Source organism: Mesorhizobium sp. M0621, from assembly GCF_040320745.1.
Taxonomy (GTDB): domain Bacteria; phylum Pseudomonadota; class Alphaproteobacteria; order Rhizobiales; family Rhizobiaceae; genus Mesorhizobium.
This window is the reverse complement of the sequence record NZ_JAMYQF010000053.1, coordinates 1-21,384: the sequence shown is the minus strand read 5'-3', so window position 1 is coordinate 21,384 and position 21,384 is coordinate 1. Positions and strand designations below refer to the sequence as shown.

19 protein-coding genes are annotated in these 21,384 nt (G+C 63.7%); 16 read left to right on the top strand and 3 right to left on the bottom strand.

Annotated features, from left to right (window positions below; genetic code table 11):
• Positions 1 to 9 precede the first annotated feature (9 nt).
• Positions 10 to 2,622, bottom strand: coding sequence for an ATP-dependent helicase HrpB (gene hrpB, locus NKI38_RS26940; protein ID WP_352663023.1), 2,613 nt, complete (start codon positions 2,620 to 2,622; stop codon positions 10 to 12).
• Between the two features lie 47 nt (positions 2,623 to 2,669).
• Complete coding sequence (locus NKI38_RS26935; RefSeq protein WP_352663020.1) at positions 2,670 to 3,560, bottom strand: DMT family transporter; 891 nt, start codon at positions 3,558 to 3,560, stop codon at positions 2,670 to 2,672.
• 28 nt (positions 3,561 to 3,588) lie between these two features.
• Between NKI38_RS26935 and NKI38_RS26930 the strand changes: the two genes are divergently transcribed.
• From NKI38_RS26930 to dhaK, 14 genes are all read left to right on the top strand, one after another.
• Complete coding sequence (locus NKI38_RS26930) at positions 3,589 to 4,278, top strand: PIG-L deacetylase family protein (RefSeq protein WP_352663017.1); 690 nt, start codon at positions 3,589 to 3,591, stop codon at positions 4,276 to 4,278.
• Positions 4,279 to 4,553: 275 nt separating this feature from the next.
• A complete protein-coding gene (locus tag NKI38_RS26925) occupies positions 4,554 to 5,885 on the top strand; it encodes an ABC transporter substrate-binding protein (protein WP_352663014.1) in 1,332 nt (443 codons plus the stop codon).
• A 110-nt stretch (positions 5,886 to 5,995) separates the two neighbouring features.
• The gene (locus NKI38_RS26920) at positions 5,996 to 6,943 is read left to right on the top strand and encodes a carbohydrate ABC transporter permease (RefSeq protein ID WP_502899393.1); all 948 of its coding nucleotides are present in this window, start codon (positions 5,996 to 5,998) and stop codon (positions 6,941 to 6,943) included.
• A complete protein-coding gene (locus NKI38_RS26915; protein ID WP_056589989.1) occupies positions 6,940 to 7,890 on the top strand; it encodes a carbohydrate ABC transporter permease in 951 nt (316 codons plus the stop codon). The genes NKI38_RS26920 and NKI38_RS26915 overlap by 4 nt, the downstream gene beginning before the upstream one ends.
• Before the next feature lie 343 nt (positions 7,891 to 8,233).
• Positions 8,234 to 8,437, top strand: a complete 204-nt coding sequence (locus tag NKI38_RS26910; RefSeq protein WP_352663008.1) for a hypothetical protein — start codon at positions 8,234 to 8,236, stop codon at positions 8,435 to 8,437.
• Positions 8,438 to 8,439: 2 nt separating this feature from the next.
• Positions 8,440 to 9,552 (top strand): ABC transporter ATP-binding protein, encoded by a 1,113-nt coding sequence (locus NKI38_RS26905; protein ID WP_352663005.1) that lies wholly within the window; start codon positions 8,440 to 8,442, stop codon positions 9,550 to 9,552.
• Complete coding sequence (locus NKI38_RS26900; RefSeq protein ID WP_352663002.1) at positions 9,545 to 10,558, top strand: ABC transporter ATP-binding protein; 1,014 nt, start codon at positions 9,545 to 9,547, stop codon at positions 10,556 to 10,558. The genes NKI38_RS26905 and NKI38_RS26900 overlap by 8 nt, the downstream gene beginning before the upstream one ends.
• Positions 10,559 to 10,642: 84 nt before the next feature.
• On the top strand, positions 10,643 to 12,286 hold the full coding sequence (locus NKI38_RS26895; protein WP_352662999.1) for a dihydroxyacetone kinase subunit DhaK: 1,644 nt from the start codon (positions 10,643 to 10,645) through the stop codon (positions 12,284 to 12,286).
• 72 nt (positions 12,287 to 12,358) lie between these two features.
• On the top strand, positions 12,359 to 12,961 hold the full coding sequence (gene dhaL, locus NKI38_RS26890; protein WP_352662996.1) for a dihydroxyacetone kinase subunit DhaL: 603 nt from the start codon (positions 12,359 to 12,361) through the stop codon (positions 12,959 to 12,961).
• Positions 12,958 to 13,347, top strand: coding sequence for a dihydroxyacetone kinase phosphoryl donor subunit DhaM (dhaM, locus tag NKI38_RS26885; RefSeq protein ID WP_027040441.1), 390 nt, complete (start codon positions 12,958 to 12,960; stop codon positions 13,345 to 13,347). The genes dhaL and dhaM overlap by 4 nt, the downstream gene beginning before the upstream one ends.
• 22 nt (positions 13,348 to 13,369) lie before the next feature.
• Complete coding sequence (locus NKI38_RS26880) at positions 13,370 to 13,672, top strand: HPr family phosphocarrier protein (RefSeq protein ID WP_352662993.1); 303 nt, start codon at positions 13,370 to 13,372, stop codon at positions 13,670 to 13,672.
• Positions 13,656 to 15,242: a phosphoenolpyruvate--protein phosphotransferase gene (gene ptsP, locus NKI38_RS26875; protein ID WP_352662990.1), complete on the top strand. Its 1,587-nt coding sequence runs from the start codon at positions 13,656 to 13,658 to the stop codon at positions 15,240 to 15,242. Before NKI38_RS26880 ends, ptsP begins: the two co-directional genes overlap by 17 nt.
• 11 nt (positions 15,243 to 15,253) lie before the next feature.
• Positions 15,254 to 15,676 (top strand): hypothetical protein, encoded by a 423-nt coding sequence (locus NKI38_RS26870; protein ID WP_352662987.1) that lies wholly within the window; start codon positions 15,254 to 15,256, stop codon positions 15,674 to 15,676.
• Between the two features lie 95 nt (positions 15,677 to 15,771).
• Positions 15,772 to 16,758, top strand: coding sequence for a dihydroxyacetone kinase subunit DhaK (gene dhaK, locus NKI38_RS26865; RefSeq protein WP_352662984.1), 987 nt, complete (start codon positions 15,772 to 15,774; stop codon positions 16,756 to 16,758).
• Between the two features lie 354 nt (positions 16,759 to 17,112).
• Here the strand turns inward: dhaK and NKI38_RS26860 are convergent, their stop codons facing one another.
• Positions 17,113 to 17,928: a DUF2259 domain-containing protein gene (locus NKI38_RS26860; protein ID WP_352662981.1), complete on the bottom strand. Its 816-nt coding sequence runs from the start codon at positions 17,926 to 17,928 to the stop codon at positions 17,113 to 17,115.
• A gap of 140 nt (positions 17,929 to 18,068) precedes the next feature.
• On the opposite strand from NKI38_RS26860, the gene NKI38_RS26855 reads away from it, so the two are divergent.
• Together NKI38_RS26855 and NKI38_RS26850 are read left to right on the top strand one after the other, a co-directional pair.
• A complete protein-coding gene (locus NKI38_RS26855) occupies positions 18,069 to 19,976 on the top strand; it encodes a propionyl-CoA synthetase (RefSeq protein ID WP_352662978.1) in 1,908 nt (635 codons plus the stop codon).
• Between the two features lie 128 nt (positions 19,977 to 20,104).
• Positions 20,105 to 21,187, top strand: coding sequence for an acyltransferase family protein (locus NKI38_RS26850; RefSeq protein ID WP_352662975.1), 1,083 nt, complete (start codon positions 20,105 to 20,107; stop codon positions 21,185 to 21,187).
• The last annotated feature ends 197 nt before the right edge of the window (positions 21,188 to 21,384 follow it).

Here is a 21,384-nt window from a genome sequence, read left to right as displayed (position 1 = left end):
CGGCAAAGGCTAGGTACCTCTGGGTTTTGCCCGGGCAGTAGCAGCGGCGAGCAGCGGATTTTCCGGCCAGATATGCTTGGGATAGCGGCCGCGCATGTCGGCGCGCACATCGGCCCAGGAACCGCGCCAGAAGCCGGGCAGGTCGCGCGTCGTCTGGATCGGCCGGTGTGCCGGCGACAGGAGTTCGAGTGTCAGCGGCACGGTGCCATTGGCAATGGCGGGATGGCGGTCGAGGCCGAACAGCTCCTGCACGCGAACCGCCAGCACCGGCCATTCGCCGTCATAGCGGATCGGCACATGGCTGCCCGACGGGGCATCGAAATGGGTTGGCGCCAGCGTGTCGATCCTGCGCTGCAGATCGTGCGGCACGAGTGTGGCCAATCCGGCCGAGACAGTGCCGGCATCGATGGCGGCAAACGATGCCGCGCCGGACAGGAACGGCAGCAGCCAGTCGTCGAGGCGCTCGATGAGGGCGGCATCCGCCATGTCGGGCCAGGGCGCGCCAAGGCCGCGATGCAGCCAGCCAAGTCGCTGGCGCAGCGTTTGCGCCTCCTTGCTCCAGCTCAGCAGCGACAGCCCATGCTCGCGCAAGGCTTCGAGGACGGCGCGATCGGCGTCAGAGCCGGTCGGCGGCGGCGGCATGCGCTCGGCAAGCGTGATGGCGCCAAGGCGAACGGTCTCGCGCACGCGCACCGCGCGCTTGTCGCGGTCGAAGCTCGTTTGCCTGCGTGTTTCGATCCTGTCCGCTAGCGCGGCGCGGACATCGTCCTCGCTGATGGAAGCTGCCGCCGTGATACGCGCATTCTGTGCCTTGCCCTGCAAGTCGGCGACGACCAGAAACGGCTCTCCCGCCAGCGCGTCGGCGGCGTCGAGCATGGCGCCCGAACCGTTGGCCAGCACGAAACGGCCGCGCTCACCGCGCGCCTTGGCGACGCGGTCCGGCCAGGCGTGGATCAAGAGGGCGCCGGCACCCTCCCCCTTGAGGGGGTCCGAAGGACGGGCGAGACCCGTGGCTCGCCCCGGCACGTCGATCCGCGTAGCGGATCGGGGTGGGGTCGTTTCGGGCACGCCATCGGCGACCCCACCCCGTCTCCCTCGCGTCGCTGCGCTTTGCTCGCTCGCCGACCCTCCCCACAAGGGGGAGGGTGAGGCCTGCCTCGCCAGCCGCTCGGCAAGTTGCCGCGCGGCCGTTGCACGCGGCGATCGTTCCGACCGAAAGCGCATCAGCCGCCGCTCCAGATCGGCGCCGTCACCGCCAAGCCCACGTTCTGTCAGCAGCACGGCGAGCATGGCCGCCTCGAAGGCGTGGCCGCTGCTGGCTGCCTCGGCGACCATATGCGCCAGCCGCACCGGTAGAGCGAGCCTGCGCATCGCCGTGCCCGCTTCCGTCAGACGGCCTGCCTCGTCTATGGCATCCAGTGCATGCAGCAGCGCCCTTGCCTCATTGAGCGCCGGCGGCGGCGGCGGATCGAGAAAGGCGAGCTTTGTCGGATCAGCGACGCCGAAAGCGGCGCAATCGAGCAGCAGGCCGGACAGGTCGGCCTCCAAGATTTCGGGTGGCGTGAAGGCCGGGAGCGCAGCTGTCTGCTCGGCCCGCCACAGCCGGATGGCGACGCCAGCTTGCGTGCGCCCGGCACGGCCGGCGCGCTGATCTGCGGAGGCCTTGCTGACGCGCACGGTTTCCAGCCGCGTAAGGCCGCTGGCCGGCTCATAGCGCGGCAGCCGCGACAGGCCGGAATCGATGACGACCCGCACGCCATCGATGGTGATCGAGGTCTCGGCTATCGAGGTGGCCAGCACCACCTTGCGGCGGCCTGAAGGCGCCGGCTTGATCGCCGCGTCCTGCGCCTTGCCGTCGAGCATGCCGTAGAGCGGCACGATGTCGGTATCGGCAGTGATCCTGCCGGCCAGTCGCTCGGCGGTGCGTTCGATCTCGCGCTGGCCGGGCAGGAAGGCAAGCACGCTGCCGCTCTCATCGGCAAGGGCGGTGCGGATCGCCTTGGCCATGGCGTCTTCGATGGTGGTGCCAGCGGGGCGCTCATCATAGCGGATGTCGACAGGAAAGGCGCGGCCCTCGCTCTCGATCACCGGGGCGCCCGACAGAAGTTTGGCGACGCGCGCGCCGTCGAGCGTCGCCGACATCACCAGCAGCCGCAAATCCGGCCGCAGCGCGCCCTGCACGTCGAGCGCCAGCGCAAGACCGAAATCGCCGTCGAGCGAACGCTCGTGGAATTCGTCGAAAATGACCGCCGAGACACCGGGCAGTTCGGGATCGTCAAGGATCATCCGCGCCAGTACGCCTTCGGTGACGACCAGTATCCTGGTCTTTGCCGAAGTGCGGTTCTCCATGCGCATTGCGTAGCCGACGGTGGCGCCGGGCTCCTCATCAAGCAATTGCGCCATGCGGCGGGCGGCGGCGCGCGCGGCGAGCCGGCGCGGTTCGAGCAACACGATCTTACCGGCGCCCAGCCAGGATGCGTCGAGCAGCGCCAGCGGCACCAGCGTCGTCTTGCCGGCGCCGGGCGGCGCCACCAACACGGCGCTGTTGCCATGGCTGAGCGCCTCGTGCAGCGCCGGCAGCACGGCGGAAATAGGAAGCTCAGGCAAGGACTTTGTCGTCATCGCGTCCGCATATCAGCGCTGACGGTCGCCGTGCAACCGGTGCCGGCTTAAAGCCGGGTGCGCGAAAACGGGTTCCAGCGCACGGTACCCAGCCGCGCTTCCTCGCGCACCATGGTCAGCAGGCCGGCTCCACCGACGACCGCCAGGCCGACCAGCGTCAGCCCGTCGGGGTATTCCTGGAAGAACAACGCGCCAAGGATCACCGCCCAGGCGATCTGCGAATAATGCGTCGGCGCGACCCGGTTGGCAGGAGCGTATTTCATGGCCAGCAGCTGCAGGAATTGTCCGCCTGCCGTGAAGGCGCCGGCCATCACCAGCCACACCAGTTGGTTTCCGTCGGGAACGGTGAACGTGGTGGCCGCGGCGCCGATGCCGTTGAACGCCAAGCCGTAGCCGACCAGCACGCCCAGCATCGTCGTGCGCTTTTCCTGCTGCGCCAGCGAGCGCATCAGGATGACGCTGGTGGCGGCTAGGAAGGCGACGCCGAAGGCGGCAAGGTGGCCAAGACTAAGCTCCCGAAACCCCGGCCGCACCACCAGCATAACGCCGGCAAAGCCGGCGACCACCGCCAGCCAGCGCCACGGGCCAACCTTCTCCTTGAGGATCACCGTGGAGAGGATGGTGACGCAGAGTGGCGCCAGGAAGATCAGCGCGTAGGACTCCGCCAATGGAATGGTGGTGAAGGCATAGACGCTGAGCACGCCGGAGGCGATACCCGCCCAGGCACGCGCCTGCACTGCCCAGGGCCGCCTGGTGCGCCAGAAATCGCGCCAGCGCTCGTCTGCTGGGCGCGTGAAGAAGAGGAAGAAACCTGCAAACAGGGTTATGAAAAATCCGATCTCGAAGACCGTCAGCTGTCCGCCCAGGCTTTTGACAACGGCATCGCTGCCCGAATAGCTTGCATAGGCAATCAGGGCGAGCAGGATTCCGTTCGGCACGTTTTTCCATTTCCGGGGAGAGAGTGGTTTGAAAATACTGGCGCTCGGTGCGCATCCGGACGACATCGAGATCTTCATGTTCGGTACGATGGCCGCCTATGCCGCGCAAGGCGCAGAACTCACTTTTGCCATAGCCACGGATGGTGCCAGGGGCGGCACGAGCGATCCCGCTATTCTCGCGCGTGTTCGTCGTGCAGAAGCATCGGCCGCGGCTGCGCTTCTCGGGGCGACGCTGCGCTTCCTCGATTTTCCCGACGGCGAACTGGTGGCCGACGCGGCGTTGATCGGTGCGCTGAAAGCACTGATTCGCGAGACCGGTCCGGATCTGGCGATAACGCATGCGCCCAACGACTATCACGCCGACCATCGCGCGCTGTCGGACGGCGTGCGTATCGCTGCGTCGTTCGGCGTGCCGGTGCTGCATGCCGACACAATGGGCGGCACCGGATTCTCGCCGACGCACTATGTCGACATTTCCGCGCATGCCGACATCAAGGCCAAGGCGATCCGCAAGCATCAGTCGCAGGATCCCGAGCGCTTCGTCGACGGCGCGCGAACGCAGAACCTTTTTCGCTCATGCCAGTGCAACGGCGCGCCAGGTTCACTGGCCGAGGCCTTCCGCTTCGAGCCCATTTTCCCGTTCGCCGACATCCGCGAACTGCTGCCGCCAGCGCCGCCGATCCGGCCGGTCATGGTGAGCACCAAACAAGTCGACTGACCGGCGCGACGCCCCCTTAGCCCTGCTCCTGTTGGCTGCACGGCTTCGAACGCCCGACGAGCGAGCAGCACTTTTTCCAACGTTTTCAGATACCGCCCCCGGCATGCTGCGGCGCAGCAACGAATTCGCTTGCCTTGTTTAGTAAAAATTGCATCACTAAACAAATTACTAAACATCTGCCGCGCTGCCGCGCCGCCATGTTTGGGCCCCTGAGGAGAGGGGTTGAGGGCTTTTGAAACCGTCATCCGGACGCGTTTCGCAAATGGGAGGAAGGCATGAAATCGAGCTTGAAACTGGCGTTGGGACTCACCTCGGCGATTACAGCGTCGACAGCCGTCTCGAACGTCGCGCACGCTGAAGACCTGACGCTGTGCTGGGCCGCCTGGGATCCTGCAAACGCGCTTGTCGAACTGTCCAAGGATTTTACCAAGGAAACCGGTATCGGCATGAAATTCGAATTCGTGCCGTGGACCAACTATGCCGACCGGTTCCTCAACGAGCTCAATTCGCACGGCAAGCTGTGCGACCTGATCATCGGCGACAGCCAGTGGATCGGCGGCGCCGCCGAGAACGGCCACTATGTCAAGCTGAACGACTTCTTCGACAAGGAGAAGATCAGCATGGACGACTTCGTGCCGGCAACCGTCGTCGGCTATTCGGAATGGCCGAAGAACACGCCGAACTACTGGGCGCTGCCGGCCATGGGCGACGTCGTCGGCTGGACCTATCGCAAGGACTGGTTTTCCAAGCCGGAGCTGCAGAAGGAGTTCAAGGAGAAGTACGGCTGGGATCTCGGCCCGCCGGCCACCTTCGATCAGTTGAAGCAGGTCGCCGAGTTCTTCCAGAAGCGCGAGATCGACGGCAAGACCGTCTATGGCGCTTCGATCTACACCGAGCGCGGCTCGGAAGGCATCACCATGGGCGCCATGGACGTGCTCTACAGCTACGGCTTCCAGTACGAGAACCCCAAGAAGCCCTACGAAATGGAAGGCTTCGTCAACTCCGACAAGTCGGTGAAGGGCCTGGAGTTCTACAAGGCGCTCTATGATTGCTGCACTCCGCCTGGCGCCTCGAACAGCTACATGGGCGAAGGCGTCGATGCCTTCAAATCCGGCCAGGTGGCGATGCACATGAACTTCGCCTTCACATGGCCGGGCCTGCAGAAGGACGAGAATGTCGGCGGCGACAAGATCGGCTACTTCGTCAACCCGAAGGGACCTGACGGCGAGCAGTTCGCCCAGCTCGGCGGCCAGGGCATCTCGGTGGTGTCCTATTCCGACAAGCAGGAAGCAGCGCTGAAATACATCAAGTGGTTCGCCAACAAGGACGTGCAGTCCAAGTGGTGGTCGCTCGGCGGTTATTCCTGCCTCAACGCGGTGGTCAAGGATCCGGCCTTCCCGGCCAGCCAGCCCTACGCGCAGACCTTCCTCGACTCGATGGCCATCGTGAAGGACTTCTGGGCCGAGCCCAGCTACGCACCGCTGCTGCAGGCCTCGCAGAAGCGCTTCCACGACTATGTCGTCGCCGGCCAGGGTTCGGCCAAGGACGCACTCGACGGCCTGGTCAAGGACTGGACGCAGGTCTTCGAGGACGACGGCAAGATGTAATAGGCTCCTCCCGAGCTAAGACCGACGCGTCCCGTGCCGCCCTTGGCACGGGACGCGGTTCAGATAAATTCCATGACAGAGACGACCAAGTGACCGAAGCAGGACTTACCATGCTCAATCGGACCGCGGATAACGTTGCCCGGGCGACCCCGGAGCCGTTGGCCCGCAAGGTCCGGGGCATCAGCGACAAGGGCCTCGCCTGGCTGTTCATCTCGCCGACGATCCTGTTGCTGCTCGCCATCAACATCTTTCCGCTGTTCTGGGCTATCTATCTGTCGTTCACCAACTATCGCGCCAACCGGCCGAACGAGGTGGTGAAGAATCTCGGCTTTGCCAACTACCAGCGTATCCTCGGCGACAAGGATATCTGGATCGCCATGCAGACGACGGCGCATTTCGTGTTCTGGACCATCCTGTTGCAGACGCTGATCGGCTTCACGCTGGCCTGGCTGATCGACAGGAAATTCCGTGGCCATGCCTTCTGGACGACGCTGATCCTGGTGCCGATGATGCTGTCGCCGGCGGTGGTCGGCAATTTCTGGCGCTTCCTTTACGAGCCGCAGATCGGCTTGTTCGCCTATGCCATCTCGTTCGTCACGAGGATCCCGCCGACCGATATCCAGATGCTCTCCAACGTCTCGCTGGCGCCTTGGTCGATCATCATCGTCGACACATGGATGTGGACGCCCTACGTGATGCTGATCTGCCTTGCCGGACTGCGCTCGATCCCCGAATACATCTACGAGGCCGCTGAGGTCGACCGCGCCTCGAACTGGCGGCAGTTCTGGTCGATCACGCTGCCGATGGCGCTGCCCTTCATCATGCTGGCGGTCCTGTTTCGCGGTATCGAGAACTTCAAGATGTTCGACATGGTCAATCTGTTGACCGGCGGCGGGCCTGGCTCGACCACCGAGGTCGCATCGATCACGCTGAAACGGCAGGCCTTCGAAAGCTGGCGCACCGGCTATTCCTCGGCCTTTGCCATCATCCTGTTCGTCGCGGTGTTTGGTCTCGCCAACATCTACGTCAAGGCGCTCAACAAGGTGAAGCAGAGATGAGCCTGACCACAGCCCATTCGGTCGTCGCCCCCTCGGCCAACTCGAAGCGCATCGCCGGCACGATCATCGTGCTCTACGCGCTGATCTCGATCGTGCCGCTGCTGTGGATTTTCGCCACCAGCTTCAAGACGCCACCGGATTCGATCGCCTATCCGCCCAAGATCCTGTTCCAGCCGAGCCTCGAGGGCTACTGCAATCTGTTCACGACGCGGACCCGACAGACGCCGGACTACATCAACTCGCTAGGCCCGGCGACGGGCTTCTGCGACGAGACCACGCGCAAGCGCAACATGGTGATCGCAGGTCCGTCCAACTTCCTGCCGCGTTTCGTCAATTCGCTGATCATCGCCTTCGGTTCGACCTTCTGCGCGGTGTTTCTCGGCACGCTATCGGCCTACGGCTTCTCGCGCTTCAAGGTGCCGCTCGCCGACGATCTTCTGTTCTTTATCCTGTCGACGCGCTTCATGCCGCCGATCGCCGTCGCCATTCCGATATACCTGATGTACCGCGAGCTTGGCCTGTCCGACACGGCACTCGGCATGATCCTGCTCTACACGGCGGTCAACGTGTCGCTGGCGGTGTGGCTGCTGAAAGGCTTCATCGACGAGATCCCGCGCGAATATGAGGAAGCGGCGATGATCGACGGCTATACGCGGCTGCAGGCCTTCTGGCGCACCGTGTTGCCGCAAGCCACCACCGGCATCGCCGCGACCGCCATCTTCTGCCTGATCTTCGCCTGGAACGAATATGCCTTCGCGGCGCTTCTGACCTCCGGCACGGCGCAGACTGCGCCGCCCTTTATCCCGACCATCATCGGCGAAGGCGGCCAGGACTGGCCGGCGGTAGCGGCCGGCACGACGATCTTCCTGGTGCCTATCTTGGTCTTCACAATCCTGCTGCGCAAACAGCTGCTGCGCGGCATCACCTTCGGCGCGGTGCGCAAATGATTGATGTGGGAATAAGAGACCGCCGGTGTCACCGTTTCCCCTCTCCTCGTTCACGGCTACGGGATCGACACATTTGCGAACGCTTAGCATTTAGCGACAGCGCGCATGGCAAGCGGGCACATGTATCGTCTGGCGCCGCGCCAGGTCGACCCCCACTCCGTCGAGCTTTTCTCGACCCCTCTACCCCGATCGACGGGGGTGAGGATGGGGGCGAGCCGAAATCACGCAGGCTCCCTACCACGCCCGCCGGAGGGGGGAGAGGTAGCGCTGCGGAGCAGCGACGGAGTGGGGGAACCACCTGGCGGCCATCTCTCCCTTTGGACGTGGAAAAGGAAGGCTACGTATGACGCGCGCCGCCATCTCCAGGAAATCATCATGGCCTCTCTGGGCACGCCGCGGGCTGATGGAAAACATCGCGACGGCGCTGATCGCCATCGGCTTCCTGATGCTGTTCCAGCCCTTCGCGCTGTCGCTCTACACCTATTCCTTCATCACCATGCTCGCCGGCACCGTGATGTTCATCATCGTCTCGAAGTTTCCGGAATAATCATGGCCGAAATCCGCGTCCAGCACCTAAGAAAGGCCTTCGGCGATTTCGTCGCCGTGCAGGATTCCAACTTCGTCGTCGAGGATGGCGAGTTCTTCGTCATGCTCGGGCCGTCAGGCTGCGGCAAGACGACGACCCTGCGCATGATTGCCGGGCTCGAATTGCCGACCGGCGGGCAGATCCTGCTTGGCGGCGACGACGTCACCATGCTGCGGGCACGCGAGCGCGACATCGCCTTCGTCTTCCAGCTGTTCGCGCTCTATCCGCACATGAACGTGCGCAAGAACATCGGTTTCCCGCTGCTGGCGCAAGGCGTGCCGTCGGCCGAAATCCGCACGCGGGTCGAGGAGACGGCAAAACTGCTTCGCATCGACCATCTGCTCAACAAATCCGTCTCCGGTCTTGCCGGTGGCGACCGCCAGCGCGTGGCGCTCGGCCGCGCCATCGTGCGGCGGCCAAAATGCTTCCTGATGGATGAACCGCTGGGGACCCTTGATACCGAATTCCGCGATTTGATGGTCCATGAGTTGCGCGAACTGCACAACCGCATCCACGCCACCACCGTCTATGTCACGCACGATCAGATGGAAGCGATGTCGATGGCCGACAAGATCGCGGTGATGAACCACGGCGTCATCGAACAGTTCGGCACACCACGCGAAATCTACGACCGCCCGGCGACCATGTTCGTCGCCGATTTCATCGGCTCGCCGCCGATGAATTTTCTGGGCTTCGGCGGCGGACTTGCCAAGGGTGCCAGGGAGATCGTCGTGCAAGGTGCGAAAGTGGCGGTGCCGGAGGTCCGCGAGGATATCGCGCCGGCCGACATGGCGCTTGGCATTCGCCCGGAGCACATCCGCTTCGACGATGCCTCCAAGCTGCGCGGCGCCATCTATGGCACCGAATATCTCGGCACCACGCAGATTGTCGCGGTGGAGACGGCGGACGGCATCATCAAGGCACGCGTGCCGGCCGAAATCCGGCTCTCGACCGGCGATCATGTCGGCCTGACGCTGAGCAGCGCGCGGCTATCGCTGTTCGAGAAAGTATCCGGCCGGGCGGTGAGAACCGCGATCCACGATGTCGCCTCTGAGCGGAGGGCCCGTCATGGCTGACGTGCACATCAGGAACGTGACCAAGAGTTTTGGCGATCATGCCGCCGTCAACGGCCTCGACCTGCATATATCCGATGGCGAGTTCGTCGTGCTGCTCGGGCCGACCGGGGCCGGCAAAACGACGACTCTGCGGCTCATCGCCGGGCTGGAGCGGCCGGATTCCGGCACGATCGAAATCGGCGGTCACAATGCCACGACACTGTCGCCGGCCGAGCGCGACACCGCCTTCGTCTTCCAGCAATATTCGCTCTATCCGCATCTGTCGGTGTTCGACAACCTCGCCTTCCCGCTGCGCTCGCCGGCGCGGAAAATGCCGGAAGACCAGATCCGCCGGCGGGTCGAGGAGGTGGCGAAGATGGTGCGCATCCATCACAAGCTCGCCAACCGTTCGACCAAGCTTTCGGGCGGCGAAATGCAGCGCGTCGCCATCGGCCGCGCGCTGGTGCGCAAGCCCTCGATCTATCTGATGGACGAGCCGCTGTCGTCGCTCGACGCCAAGCTGCGCGGGGATCTCAGGCTTGAGCTCAAACGCATCCAGACCGAGCTTGGCGCCACCATGCTTTACGTCACGCATGACCAGATCGAGGCAATGACCATGGCCGACCGCATCGGCATTCTTGCCGATGGCGAACTGGTGCAGATCGGTTCTCCGCGGACGATCTATTCTGAGCCGGCTAACCTGCATGTCGCGGCAAGGCTCGGCCAGCCGGCGATCAATCTTCTGCCGACCGGGCTGCTGCCTGACGGCGGCGCACCGACCGGAACCAAGACGATCGGCGCGCGCACCGAACATCTGACGATCGAAAAGGCAACCAATGGCCATGCCGACGGCGTGGTCGACTGGGTCGAGCATCTCGGCGACCAGAACCACCTGCATGTGACGGTGGGGCCGAAGAAGCTGGTGACGCTGACCGATCCCGACACGGATCTGGCGCAAGGCGACAAGGTGGTGATCCGCTATCGGTCGCCGCTATATTTCGGCGCCGATGGACAAAGACTGATGTGAACGGGCTGATGTGAGCGGTTTTCGGTGTTTGCCTGCCAGCGGCTCAGCGCCGGGTTTTGACTTTGCGAGTACGGGACGAATTCGATGAAGCACTTTTTCAACCGCAGGGAAACGATCGTCACCGAGGCGCTGGACGGTCTGTTGCGGACCATCGGATCAGGCGATCTCGCGCGCCTCGACGGCTATCCCGAGATCAAGGTCATCCTGCGTGCCGAGTGGGACAAGATGAAAGTCAGCATCGTCTCCGGCGGCGGCGCCGGACACGAACCTTCGCATGCCGGCTTTGTCGGCAAGGGCATGCTGACAGCGGCGATCTCGGGTGAGATCTTTGCCTCACCGAGCGTCGAAGCCGTGCTGGCGGCCATTCGCGCAGTGACCGGCCCGGCCGGCTGCCTGCTGATCGTCAAGAACTACACAGGTGACCGCCTCAATTTCGGCCTGGCGGCCGAGAAGGCGCGCGCCGAAGGGTTTCGCGTCGAGATGGTGATCGTCGCCGACGACATCGCTTTGCCTGATATCACCCAGCCGCGCGGCGTTGCCGGCACCTTGTTCGTGCACAAGATCTCAGGCCATCTGTCGGAAACCGGCCGTGACCTGGCGACCGTCGCGGCAGCCGCTCGCGCGGCAGCGATGGATATCGTTTCGCTCGGCATGTCGCTTTCGTCGTGTTCGATCCCCGGCCAGCCGCACGAAGACAGGTTTGGCGAAAACGATGGCGAACTCGGGCTCGGCATTCATGGCGAGCCGGGCGTCGAGCGGATTGCGCTGCAAAGCGCCGACAGGCTGGTGGCGACCATGGCGGAGCGCCTGGCGGTGCGAATCGATCCCACAGCCAGTCATGCCTTGCTGATCAACAATCTCGGCTCGGTGCCGCCGCTCGAAATGTCTGTTATCGCCAACGCGGTGCTGGCTTCGCCGCTGGCCAAAGCGATCAAGCTGACCATCGGCCCAGGCCCGCTGATGACGGCGCTCAACATGAACGGCTTCTCGCTGTCGCTGATCCGGCTCGACGCAGCGCGCGAGACAGCCTTGCTGGCGCCGGTCGGACCACAGGCCTGGATGCCGGCAAAACCCGTCGTTTCGCCTTCCGTAGTGCCGCTGGCAAGACCAGCCAGCGCAAGCGCGACACGCAAGCCCAGCCAGAATGCACGCACCAGGCGCCTTGTCGTCGCCATCTGCGAAAGGCTGATCGCGCTCGAAGCTACCTTGAACGGACTGGACGCCAAGGCAGGCGACGGCGATACCGGCTCGACGGTGGCGACCGGCGCGCGCAGTGTGCTGGAGCGGCTTGATACGCTGCCGCTTGCCGAACCTGCGGCGACCCTTGGCGCGATAGGCGACATTCTGAGCGCGTCCATGGGTGGCTCCAGCGGCGTGCTGCTGTCGATCTTCTTCACGGCGGCGGCGCAGGCTCAGGACGGTGGCGCAAACCTGGCCAAGGCGCTGCTTGCCGGCCTCGAACGGATGACGTTTTATGGCGGCGCCAAGATGGGGGATCGCACGATGGTTGATGCCTTGGAACCAGCCCTGAAAGCGCTCGCCGCCAATGGCTTAGACGAAGCGGCAACAGCGGCACGACTCGGTGCCGAGGCTACGGCCGCCATGGGCAGGGCGAAATCCGGACGATCCGCCTATGTCGGCAGCAAGCTGCAAGGCGTGGTCGACCCCGGCGCCTATGCGATGGCTGAAGTCTTCGCGGCCGCCGCCGCGCTGCATGAAGCGGCCTGAAACATGCTCCAGTTGTCGAATGAGCGTTCTTTCGATACTGCCGGCAAGATGGAAACCGGGAACGCAGGTGACATGGCGGCGTTGAACCTTGCCGAACTGATCGCGGCCGCCGCGGATACGATTGGCGCGCATGCCGAAGAGTTAACGACGCTCGACCAAGCGATCGGCGACGGTGACCATGGGCTGAACATGAAGCGAGGCTTCGAGGCAGTGCGGGCCGATGCCGAGGAGTTTGCCGCCAAATCGCTGCCCGAGGCGCTGAAGGCGATCGGCACCAAGCTGGTGATGACGGTCGGTGGCGCCTCCGGTCCGCTGTTCGGCACCTTGTTTATGGCGCTCGGCAAGGAGATTTCGACGGAGCCCGATCGCGCCGATGTGACGGCGGCTTTCGGCAAGGCCATCGAAGCGGTGGCCGCGCGCGGCAAATCGCAGGTCGGGCAGAAGACAATGCTCGACGTGCTGCAGCTGGTGCATGACGCATTGCTGCAGGGAAAGACGGCCCCGGAAATCGCCGATATCGCCGACGCTGCGGCCGATGCGACCGTGCCGATGAAGGCCTTGCGCGGCCGCGCCTCGTTCCTCGGCGACCGCTCGATCGGCCACATGGATCCCGGCGCGCGCTCAACCGCACTGCTGGTGCGCACAGTGGCGCAAACCATCGGAAAAAGCGCATGAGCAATGTCGGAATCGTCATCGTCTCGCATTCGCCGCTGGTTGCCGAGGGCACGGCCGACATGGTGCGGCAGATGGTGGGCGATGAAGTGCCACTTGCATGGTGCGGCGGAAACGGTCATGGCGGACTCGGCACCAATGTCGAGGCGATCATGGGCGCCATCGACAAGGCCTGGTCGGAAGCCGGCGTCGCCATCCTGGTCGATCTCGGCGGCGCCGAGACCAACTCAGAAATGGCGGTGGAGATGATCGGCGAGCCACGGTCGCAAAAGATCATCGTTTGCAACGCTCCGATCGTCGAAGGCGCGGTGATGGCGGCGACCGAGGCGTCCGGCGGTGCCTCCCTGAAAGAAGTGGTGGCGACGGCGCATGAATTGTCGCCGTCGTGAGTGAACGGGAAACTTGAAGAACATGTCCGTATCCGCCGAAGCGACCGTTGTAATCACCCACGAGGTGGGCCTGCACGCGCGTCCTTCGGTGAAGTTCACCAAGCTGGCCAAGACTTTTGCCGCAGAGGTGGAAATAGCGCTGGCCGCCAACGGGCCATGGTTCGACGCCAAGAGCATCGTCAAGGTGATGGCGACCAAGGCGCCGAAAGGTACGGTGCTACACATCCGGGCCAGTGGCGACGGCGCCGATGATGCCGTTGACGCGCTGGTCGAGCTGGTGCGCCGCGATTTCGACGAAGGCACGGACCATGTCCGAACCGCTTAGGCTGCAAGGCATTTCGGCCTCGGCCGGCTATGCCGAAGGGCCGCTGTTCGATCTCGACCAGACTATCGTATCGTATGTCGGCAAAGAAACAGCCGACGACGAGAAGACCGCGCTCGAAACCGCAATCGCCATTGCGGCGGCTCGTCTCACGGCATTGATAGACGCGGCTGAGAGCGTTGCGGCCGACATACTCGAATTCCAGATCGCCATGCTGGAAGATGATGCGCTGAGCAGCCCGGCCTTCGCCGCTATCTACGCCGGCCAGCCGGCCGATCAAGCCTGGCGGCAGGCGCTCGACGCCGAAATCGCTGGCTACGACGCTTCCGACCAGGACTATTTCCGCGCACGTGCCGCCGACATACGCGACATCAGGGACCAAGTGCTGCGGGCGCTGACCGAGGATGGTGACGTCCAGGTACCAGCCGGCGCCATCCTCTATGGTGAAGATATCGCACCGACGCGTTTTCTCGAAACCGACTGGAGCAGCGGCGGCGGCATCGCGCTGAGGGCGGGTAGCACGGCCAGCCATGTCGCCATGCTGGCGCGCTCGCGCGGTGTACCCATGATCGTCGGTCTTGGGGCTTCGCCGGCTCATCTTGCCGGCATCGCCCTGCTCGACGCCGAACATGGCAGCATCGTGCTGTCGCCCTCCAAGGCCGATATCGACGCCTTTCGCCAATCGTTGTCGTCGTTCTCGACGCGCCGCGACCGGGCCGGGACGTTCCTGGCGCGGCCGGCAGCCACCAGGACCGGCACGCCGGTGCGCGTGCAGGTCAACATCGCCGACCCGTCCGAGGTTGACGGTATCGACATCGCCACCTGCGACGGTGTCGGCCTGATGCGCACGGAATTCCTGTTCGGCAAGACGCTTCCTGATGAGGAGACGCAGTATCGCGCCTATCGCAAGGTGCTGGAATGGGCCGGCGAAAAGCCGGTGACGATCCGTACCGTCGATGCCGGGGGCGACAAGCCGGTTCCGGGCTTCACCGTCGAGGAGAGCAATCCGTTCCTCGGCCTGCGCGGCATCAGGCTGTCGCTGGCAAGACCGGAGGTGTTTCGTGTACAGATCCGTGCGCTGCTGCGCGCCGCCGTGCACGGTAGCCTGAAAGTGATGTTCCCGATGATCGCCATTGTGAAGGAATATAGGCAGGCAGCGGCGATGTTCGCCGAAGAACAGGCTGCACTTGTCACTCGCGGCGTCGCACACAAGATGCCTCCACTCGGCATCATGGTCGAGGTGCCTTCCGTCGCGATCGTGCCGGAAGCCTTTACCGAAGCCGCCTTCTTCTCGATCGGCTCCAACGATCTCACCCAATACGTCATGGCGGCGGCCCGCGACAACGTCGCCGTGGCACATCTCAATTCGGTCCGTCATCCGGCCGTGCTGCGGCTGATCGCTGCCGTCACCGCGTTTGGCCAACGTGAAAATATCCCGGTCAGCCTGTGCGGCGATGCCGGCGGCGATCCCGCCTCGATCCCGTCACTGCTCGAGGCCGGCCTGCGCGACCTTTCCGTCGCTCCGGCGCAACTTGCCATGGCCAAGGCGGCCATCGCCGACATTTCGATTTAGGCGCGGCTGGCATGATCGACAAGAAACCCGAACCCGGTTCCGAAGAGGCGATCCGCGCCTACAAGACGATCCTGTCGCACGTCATCGACCAGCGCCCGTCCGGTATGCGCCAGCGCCTCGCCGATGCGCTCGGCAAACATCGCAGCTTCGTCACGCAGATTTCGAGCCCCAGCTATTCGATCCCGATTCCGTCAAAACATTTGCCGGCTATATTTTCGGTGTGCCATTTCAGCCCCGCCGAGCGTGACCAGTTTCTCGCCGCCTACCATCAGGCCCATCCCGGCAAAATGTCCGTCGCCGCAGGGATGCGGAAGACGCGGCATGTTTCGCTTGTTGTGCCCGATTTCGGCGACGACAAGCAGAACGCCGCGCTCGACAGGGCGGTGAACGATTTTATCCAGAAGATCACCAGCATCACCGGCAAGGGTGGCTGACCCCTTGGAGTTTGTACGCAATTCCGGACGGAAAACCGTTACACACTTTTCCTGGAATTGCTTTGATGTCAGGCCTATTTCGGGAGGAGACGGCCGTGAAGAAATTCATGAATTCGGTGGACACGGTGCTGACCGAAAGCCTTGACGGGTTCGTGGCCGCCCATGCCGACATCCTCGTGCTTGGCGACGAGCACAAATTCATCCGCCGCAAGGCCTTGCGGCCGGGCAAGGTGGCGCTGATCTCCGGCGGCGGCTCCGGCCACGAGCCGCTGCATGCCGGCTTTGTCGGTCACGGCATGCTGGACGCCGCCTGCCCCGGCCAGGTGTTCACCTCGCCGACACCGGACCAGATGCTGGCGGCGGCGGAAGCCGTCGACACCGGCGCCGGCTGCCTGTTCATCGTCAAGAACTATGAGGGCGACGTGATGAACTTCGACATGGCGGCCGAGATGTCGGAAGGCATCCAGCAGATCGTGACCAATGACGATGTCGCCGTCGAGAATTCTTCCTATACGACGGGCCGGCGCGGCGTCGCCGGTACATTGGTGGTGGAAAAGGTCGTTGGAGCGGCGGCCGAACATGGTCTGGCGCTGGCGCCACTGAAGGCGCTGGGCGACCGCGTCAACGCCGCCACCCGCTCGATGGGCGTGGCGCTGACCAGTTGCACGGTGCCGGCGGCGGGCAAGCCGACTTTCGACATCGGCGACGGTGAGATGGAATTTGGCGTCGGCATCCATGGCGAGCCCGGCCGCCGGCGCGACACCTTGAAAAGCGCCGATGCAATCGCGCAGGAGATTTGTGCCGCGATCCTGGGCGATCTCGGCGACAGGGCGAAAGGCCCAGCGCTGCTGTTCGTCAATGGCTTCGGCGGCACGCCACTCATGGAACTCTATCTGATGTACAACAGCGCGCGGGCGATTTTCGAGAAGCATGGCGTGACGGTGACCCGTTCACTGGTCGGCTCCTACGTCACCTCGCTCGACATGGCCGGCTGCTCGATCACGCTCACCATGCTCGACGACGAGACGACCGCATTCTGGGACGCGCCTGTACACACGGCGGCGCTACGCTGGGGCGTGTAGCCTTGGCTTCCGCCATGCTTTTCTGCGACCATCTTCTCCCTTTGATCCGCAACATCCGCAGCCTGTTCCCGGCCGGAATCGCCCCAGAAATAGTCGCCAGCGCGAGGCGACAAGCAAGGGAACCGACCGCTCGGCCGTTGCTTTTCTTCCCTAGAGTAAGGTAAAACCTGTCTGGGTCTTGGGGAGATTGCGTATGCGTTACAATTGGGAGCGGGCTCCGACGAGCTTCGAACGTCACAGGAAAGCGCTGGCGACAGCTATTTTGATCGCTGGCGGCATTGGCTTCATGCTTGTGGCCTTGCCGATCTAGAACAATCAATAGTCATCGACGGGCAACTTTGGGCCGTGGTCGTGTCAGCGCGGCTGGCCGGTGACCGCAAGGAAGCGGCGATCGCGCCCTTCGAAACCCTGGCTGAAACGCTGCACCAGCACGACGATCACCGCCGGCTTGCCGGCCGGGGTGAATTTATAGGATTCCGACAGGCTGTAGGAGGTCGGGCAGCTTCTTGAACCCGGCACGGCCTTGTCCTCGTGCAATATCTTGAACGGCTTGCCGTCTTGCCCTTGCAGCGTCAGCCGGAAGCCGAGCGCCTTGCCCGCCTTCTCACCTTGAAGTGCCTTTTCACCTTGAAGTGCCTGGTCGCCTTGCTGCGTCGCATCGAAACTCGCCGAGCAATCGCTCGTGCTGGCCGCCAGGATCTGATCGAGCTGGATGGTCGAAATGCCCGTTTCGTCATAGAGCGGCGACAGCCAATTCTGCGACACCTGTTCGAGGCGGGAGATGTCGTTGTAGGCAACCGTTTCACCCGGAAAGGTGAACTTGTCGGAAGCTGTCTGCTCGCCCTGAGATGCGATGGCATATCTGGCGAGAACGGGCGCCGCCCTGGCAGCGGCCTGCGCCCTCGCCTGCTCCAGGGTCAAAATCGCCTCCTCCGACTCGTCGACGACGAGGATCGGCTTGCCGCCGACGAATTCATCCGTGCGCGTGTCGATGATGTCGATCTCCGACCAGCCTGAATCCGAGGCACCGGCATCGAGCGTTCCATATTGCTCGAAGGCGAAATAAGCACCGTCGGGCGAAAAGCCGATGATACGCCGTGCCGCGGCATCGCCGGCCTGAGCGGCTCCGGTGGAGATCGCGAGCACGACACCCAGTAAGGATGGAAGCAAAGAAGCCCCAAATCGCAATTTCATAGCAGCTTGCCCCCAAGTGCCCCAGCTCAATGTCATCACCACAATGGCGTGCATTTGCGGCCAAGGTTAGAGCACGCTATTTGGAGGGAAGAAAATCATTCCTGGGGAGGAACCGGATGGCTTCACGCTATCACGAGGTTTATGACGGCTGGAAACGCGACCCGGAAAAATTCTGGGCGGACGCGGCCGGCGCCATCGACTGGTATTCGCCCTATAACAAAGTGTTCGATGCCACGGCTGGGGTCTACGGACGCTGGTTCACCGGCGCCACCTGCAACACCTGCTACAACGCAATCGACCGCCACGTCGCGGGCGGACGCGCCGACCAGATCGCGCTGATCCATGACAGCGCCATTACCGGAACGGTCAAGAAATTCACCTATGCCGAACTGAAGCGCGAAGTCGTCGCGCTAACCTCGGTGCTGAAGAACCGCGGCATCGGCAAGGGCGACCGCGTCATCATCTACATGCCGATGGTGGCCGAGGCGGCTATCGCCATGCTGGCCTGTGCCCGCATCGGCGCCGTGCATTCGGTGGTGTTCGGCGGCTTTGCCTCGCATGAGCTTGCCACCCGCATCGACGACGCCAGGCCGAAGCTGATCATTTCCGCATCCTGTGGCCTGGAGCCGGGCCGCGTCGTCGCCTACAAGCCGCTGCTCGACAAGGCGATAGAGATCTCCCGCCATAAGCCGGATGCCTGCCTGGTCCTGCAGCGCGACCAACTGCGCTGCGAGTTGAAGGAGCATTTCGACATCGACTACGCCGATGCCGTCGCCCGCGAACGGGCGGCCGGCGCCAATGTCGACTGCGTGCCGGTGCTTGCCACCGATCCGCTCTACATCATCTATACCTCGGGCACGACCGGCCAGCCCAAGGGCATCGTGCGCGACAATGGCGGCCACATGGTCGCGCTGAAATGGACGATGGAAAACGAGTTCGGCGTCAAGCCGGGCGAGGTGTTCTGGGCGGCATCCGATGTCGGTTGGGTGGTCGGCCATTCCTATATCGTCTACGGGCCGCTATTGCATGGCTGCACCAGCATCCTGTTCGAAGGCAAGCCTGTCGGCACACCCGATGCCGGCACCTACTGGCGGGTGATATCGGAACATGGCGTCGTCGCACTGTTCACCGCGCCGACCGCGTTCCGCGCCATCAAGGGGCAGGACCCGAAGGGCGAGTTCATTGAGAAATACGATTTGTCGAAATTCCGCACGCTGTTTCTTGCCGGCGAGCGCGCCGACCCGGAAACCATCAAATGGGCGGAGCAGAAGCTGAACGTGCCGGTGGTCGACCATTGGTGGCAGACCGAAACCGGCTCGCCGATGACGATCAATCCCGCCGGCCTTGGCCTCCTGCCGGTGAAATACGGCTCGCCCGGCGTGCCGATGCCCGGCTACGACATCCGCGTGCTCGACGATGCCGGCCATGAAGTGCCGCGCGGCACGCTGGGCAATGTGGTGGTCAAGCTGCCGCTGCCGGCCGGCTGCCTGCCGACGCTGTGGAATGCCGATGATCGGTTCCGCCAAGCCTATCTCGACGAGTTCCCCGGCTTCTACAAGACGGCGGATGCCGGCATGGTCGACGAGGACGGCTATCTCTACGTCATGGCCCGCACCGACGACATCATCAATGTCGCCGGCCATCGGCTGTCGACCGGCGCCATGGAGGAGGTGCTTTCCGCCCATCCCGATGTCGCCGAATGCGCGGTCATCGGCATTGCCGACGCGATGAAAGGGCAGGTTCCGCTCGGCTTCGTGGTGCTGAATGCTGGTGTGACGCGCGATATCGGCCTGATCGAGACCGAAGTGGTCGGCCTGGTGCGCGAACGCATCGGCCCGGTCGCCGCCTTCAAGACGGTGGTGACGATCAAGCGCCTGCCCAAGACACGCTCTGGCAAGATCCTGCGCGGCACCATGCAAAAGATCGCCGACAAGGAAGAATGGGCGATGCCGGCGACGATCGACGACCCGGTCATCCTCGACGAGATCGCAGTTGCGCTGAAGGCGCGGGGGATCGGGATTTAGCGGCTGCCAATCGCGTATGGCAGCGCCGGCGCTGAAGCAAATGTCTTACCTGCTGCATCCAATCTTTTATTGTGCAACGCAGCAACGCGCCTTAAGGTCCGAAGTGGGGGGCCATCCGGCGGGACGGTATGGCTCAAAAGAAGATCACATTTGGCGGCGTCGACATCCTGCGGTTTCTCGCCGCCGTCATGGTCATGGTCTACCACTATGGCTTCTGGGTGTGGGCGTATCCGGACGGCGTTTCGGCGCGCGCCACGGGCGGCGTTCCCCCGCAGCCGGCAATAGGCGCCTGGGTCGAATCCGGCTGGGTCGGCGTCCAGATATTCTTCGTCATCAGCGGCTTCGTCATCGCCTTCAGCGCCGAGACATCGACGCCGCTGCGGTTCTTCGAGGCAAGGGTGAAGCGGCTGGCGCCGGCGGTGTGGATCTGCGCGCCAATCACCGCGGTGGTGCTTCTGACCGTCGGCCTCAGTTGGCCGACCGATGCTGTCATCCGGCTCGTCCGCACCGGCCTGTTCGCCCCCTACGCGCCATGGGTGGATAGCGTCTACTGGACGCTCGGCATCGAGATCGCCTTCTACGGTATCGTCTGGATCCTGCTGCGGCTCGGCCGCTTCCATCTGATGGAAATGGTGGCCATCGCCATCGGCCTGGCCAGCACGCTGTTCTGGTGCCTCTACTACCCGCTCGGCTTGTCCGATCTCGCCGAAACACGCACGCTCGACCTGCTTCTGGTGCACCACGGCGTTTTCTTCGCGACCGGCGTCATGCTGTGGCTGATGCGCTTCAAGGCGGTGACAGCCGCCCGCCTTGCCTTCTGCGCCCTGTTCCTGGGCGGCGGCGTGCTGCAGATCGCCAGTTCGGTCGACGTTCATATCCTGAAAGTCGGGCGAGAGATGCCGTTCGCGCCGCCGATCCTGATCTTCCTTGTCGGCTTCGCGTTGATGGCATGGTCGCTGCGGCTCGACCTGTCCTGGAGCGGCTGGCGCCGGATCGGACTGATGACCTATCCGCTCTACCTGCTCCACGATGTCGTCGGCGCCGCCCTGCTCGGCGTCCTGGTCCGCGCGGGACTGCCGCATCTCTTCTCGATGGCGGTCGTCGGCGCGACGATGATCGCGGCAAGCTGGCTGGTGGCGACCGAGGCCGAACCACGCATCCGGCTGCTGCTCGACCACACCGTCTTCCGCTATCGGCTCAAGGCCGCGTAGGCGAGATCTCCTTGACCAACGGGCACCTGGGAAACCAGTCCGCGCAGGGGGGTACTGTCCGCTGCGGGGTTCCTAACCAGTCGACCGTGAACAATCCGCGCTCTAAGCGGCGACCGGCTTGGGCCGGAGTTGGAAGAGAGCGATCAAGAGGGACAAAAAACCCTTCAGCCACCTGAGCAGGAGGGAGAAGTTGTAGC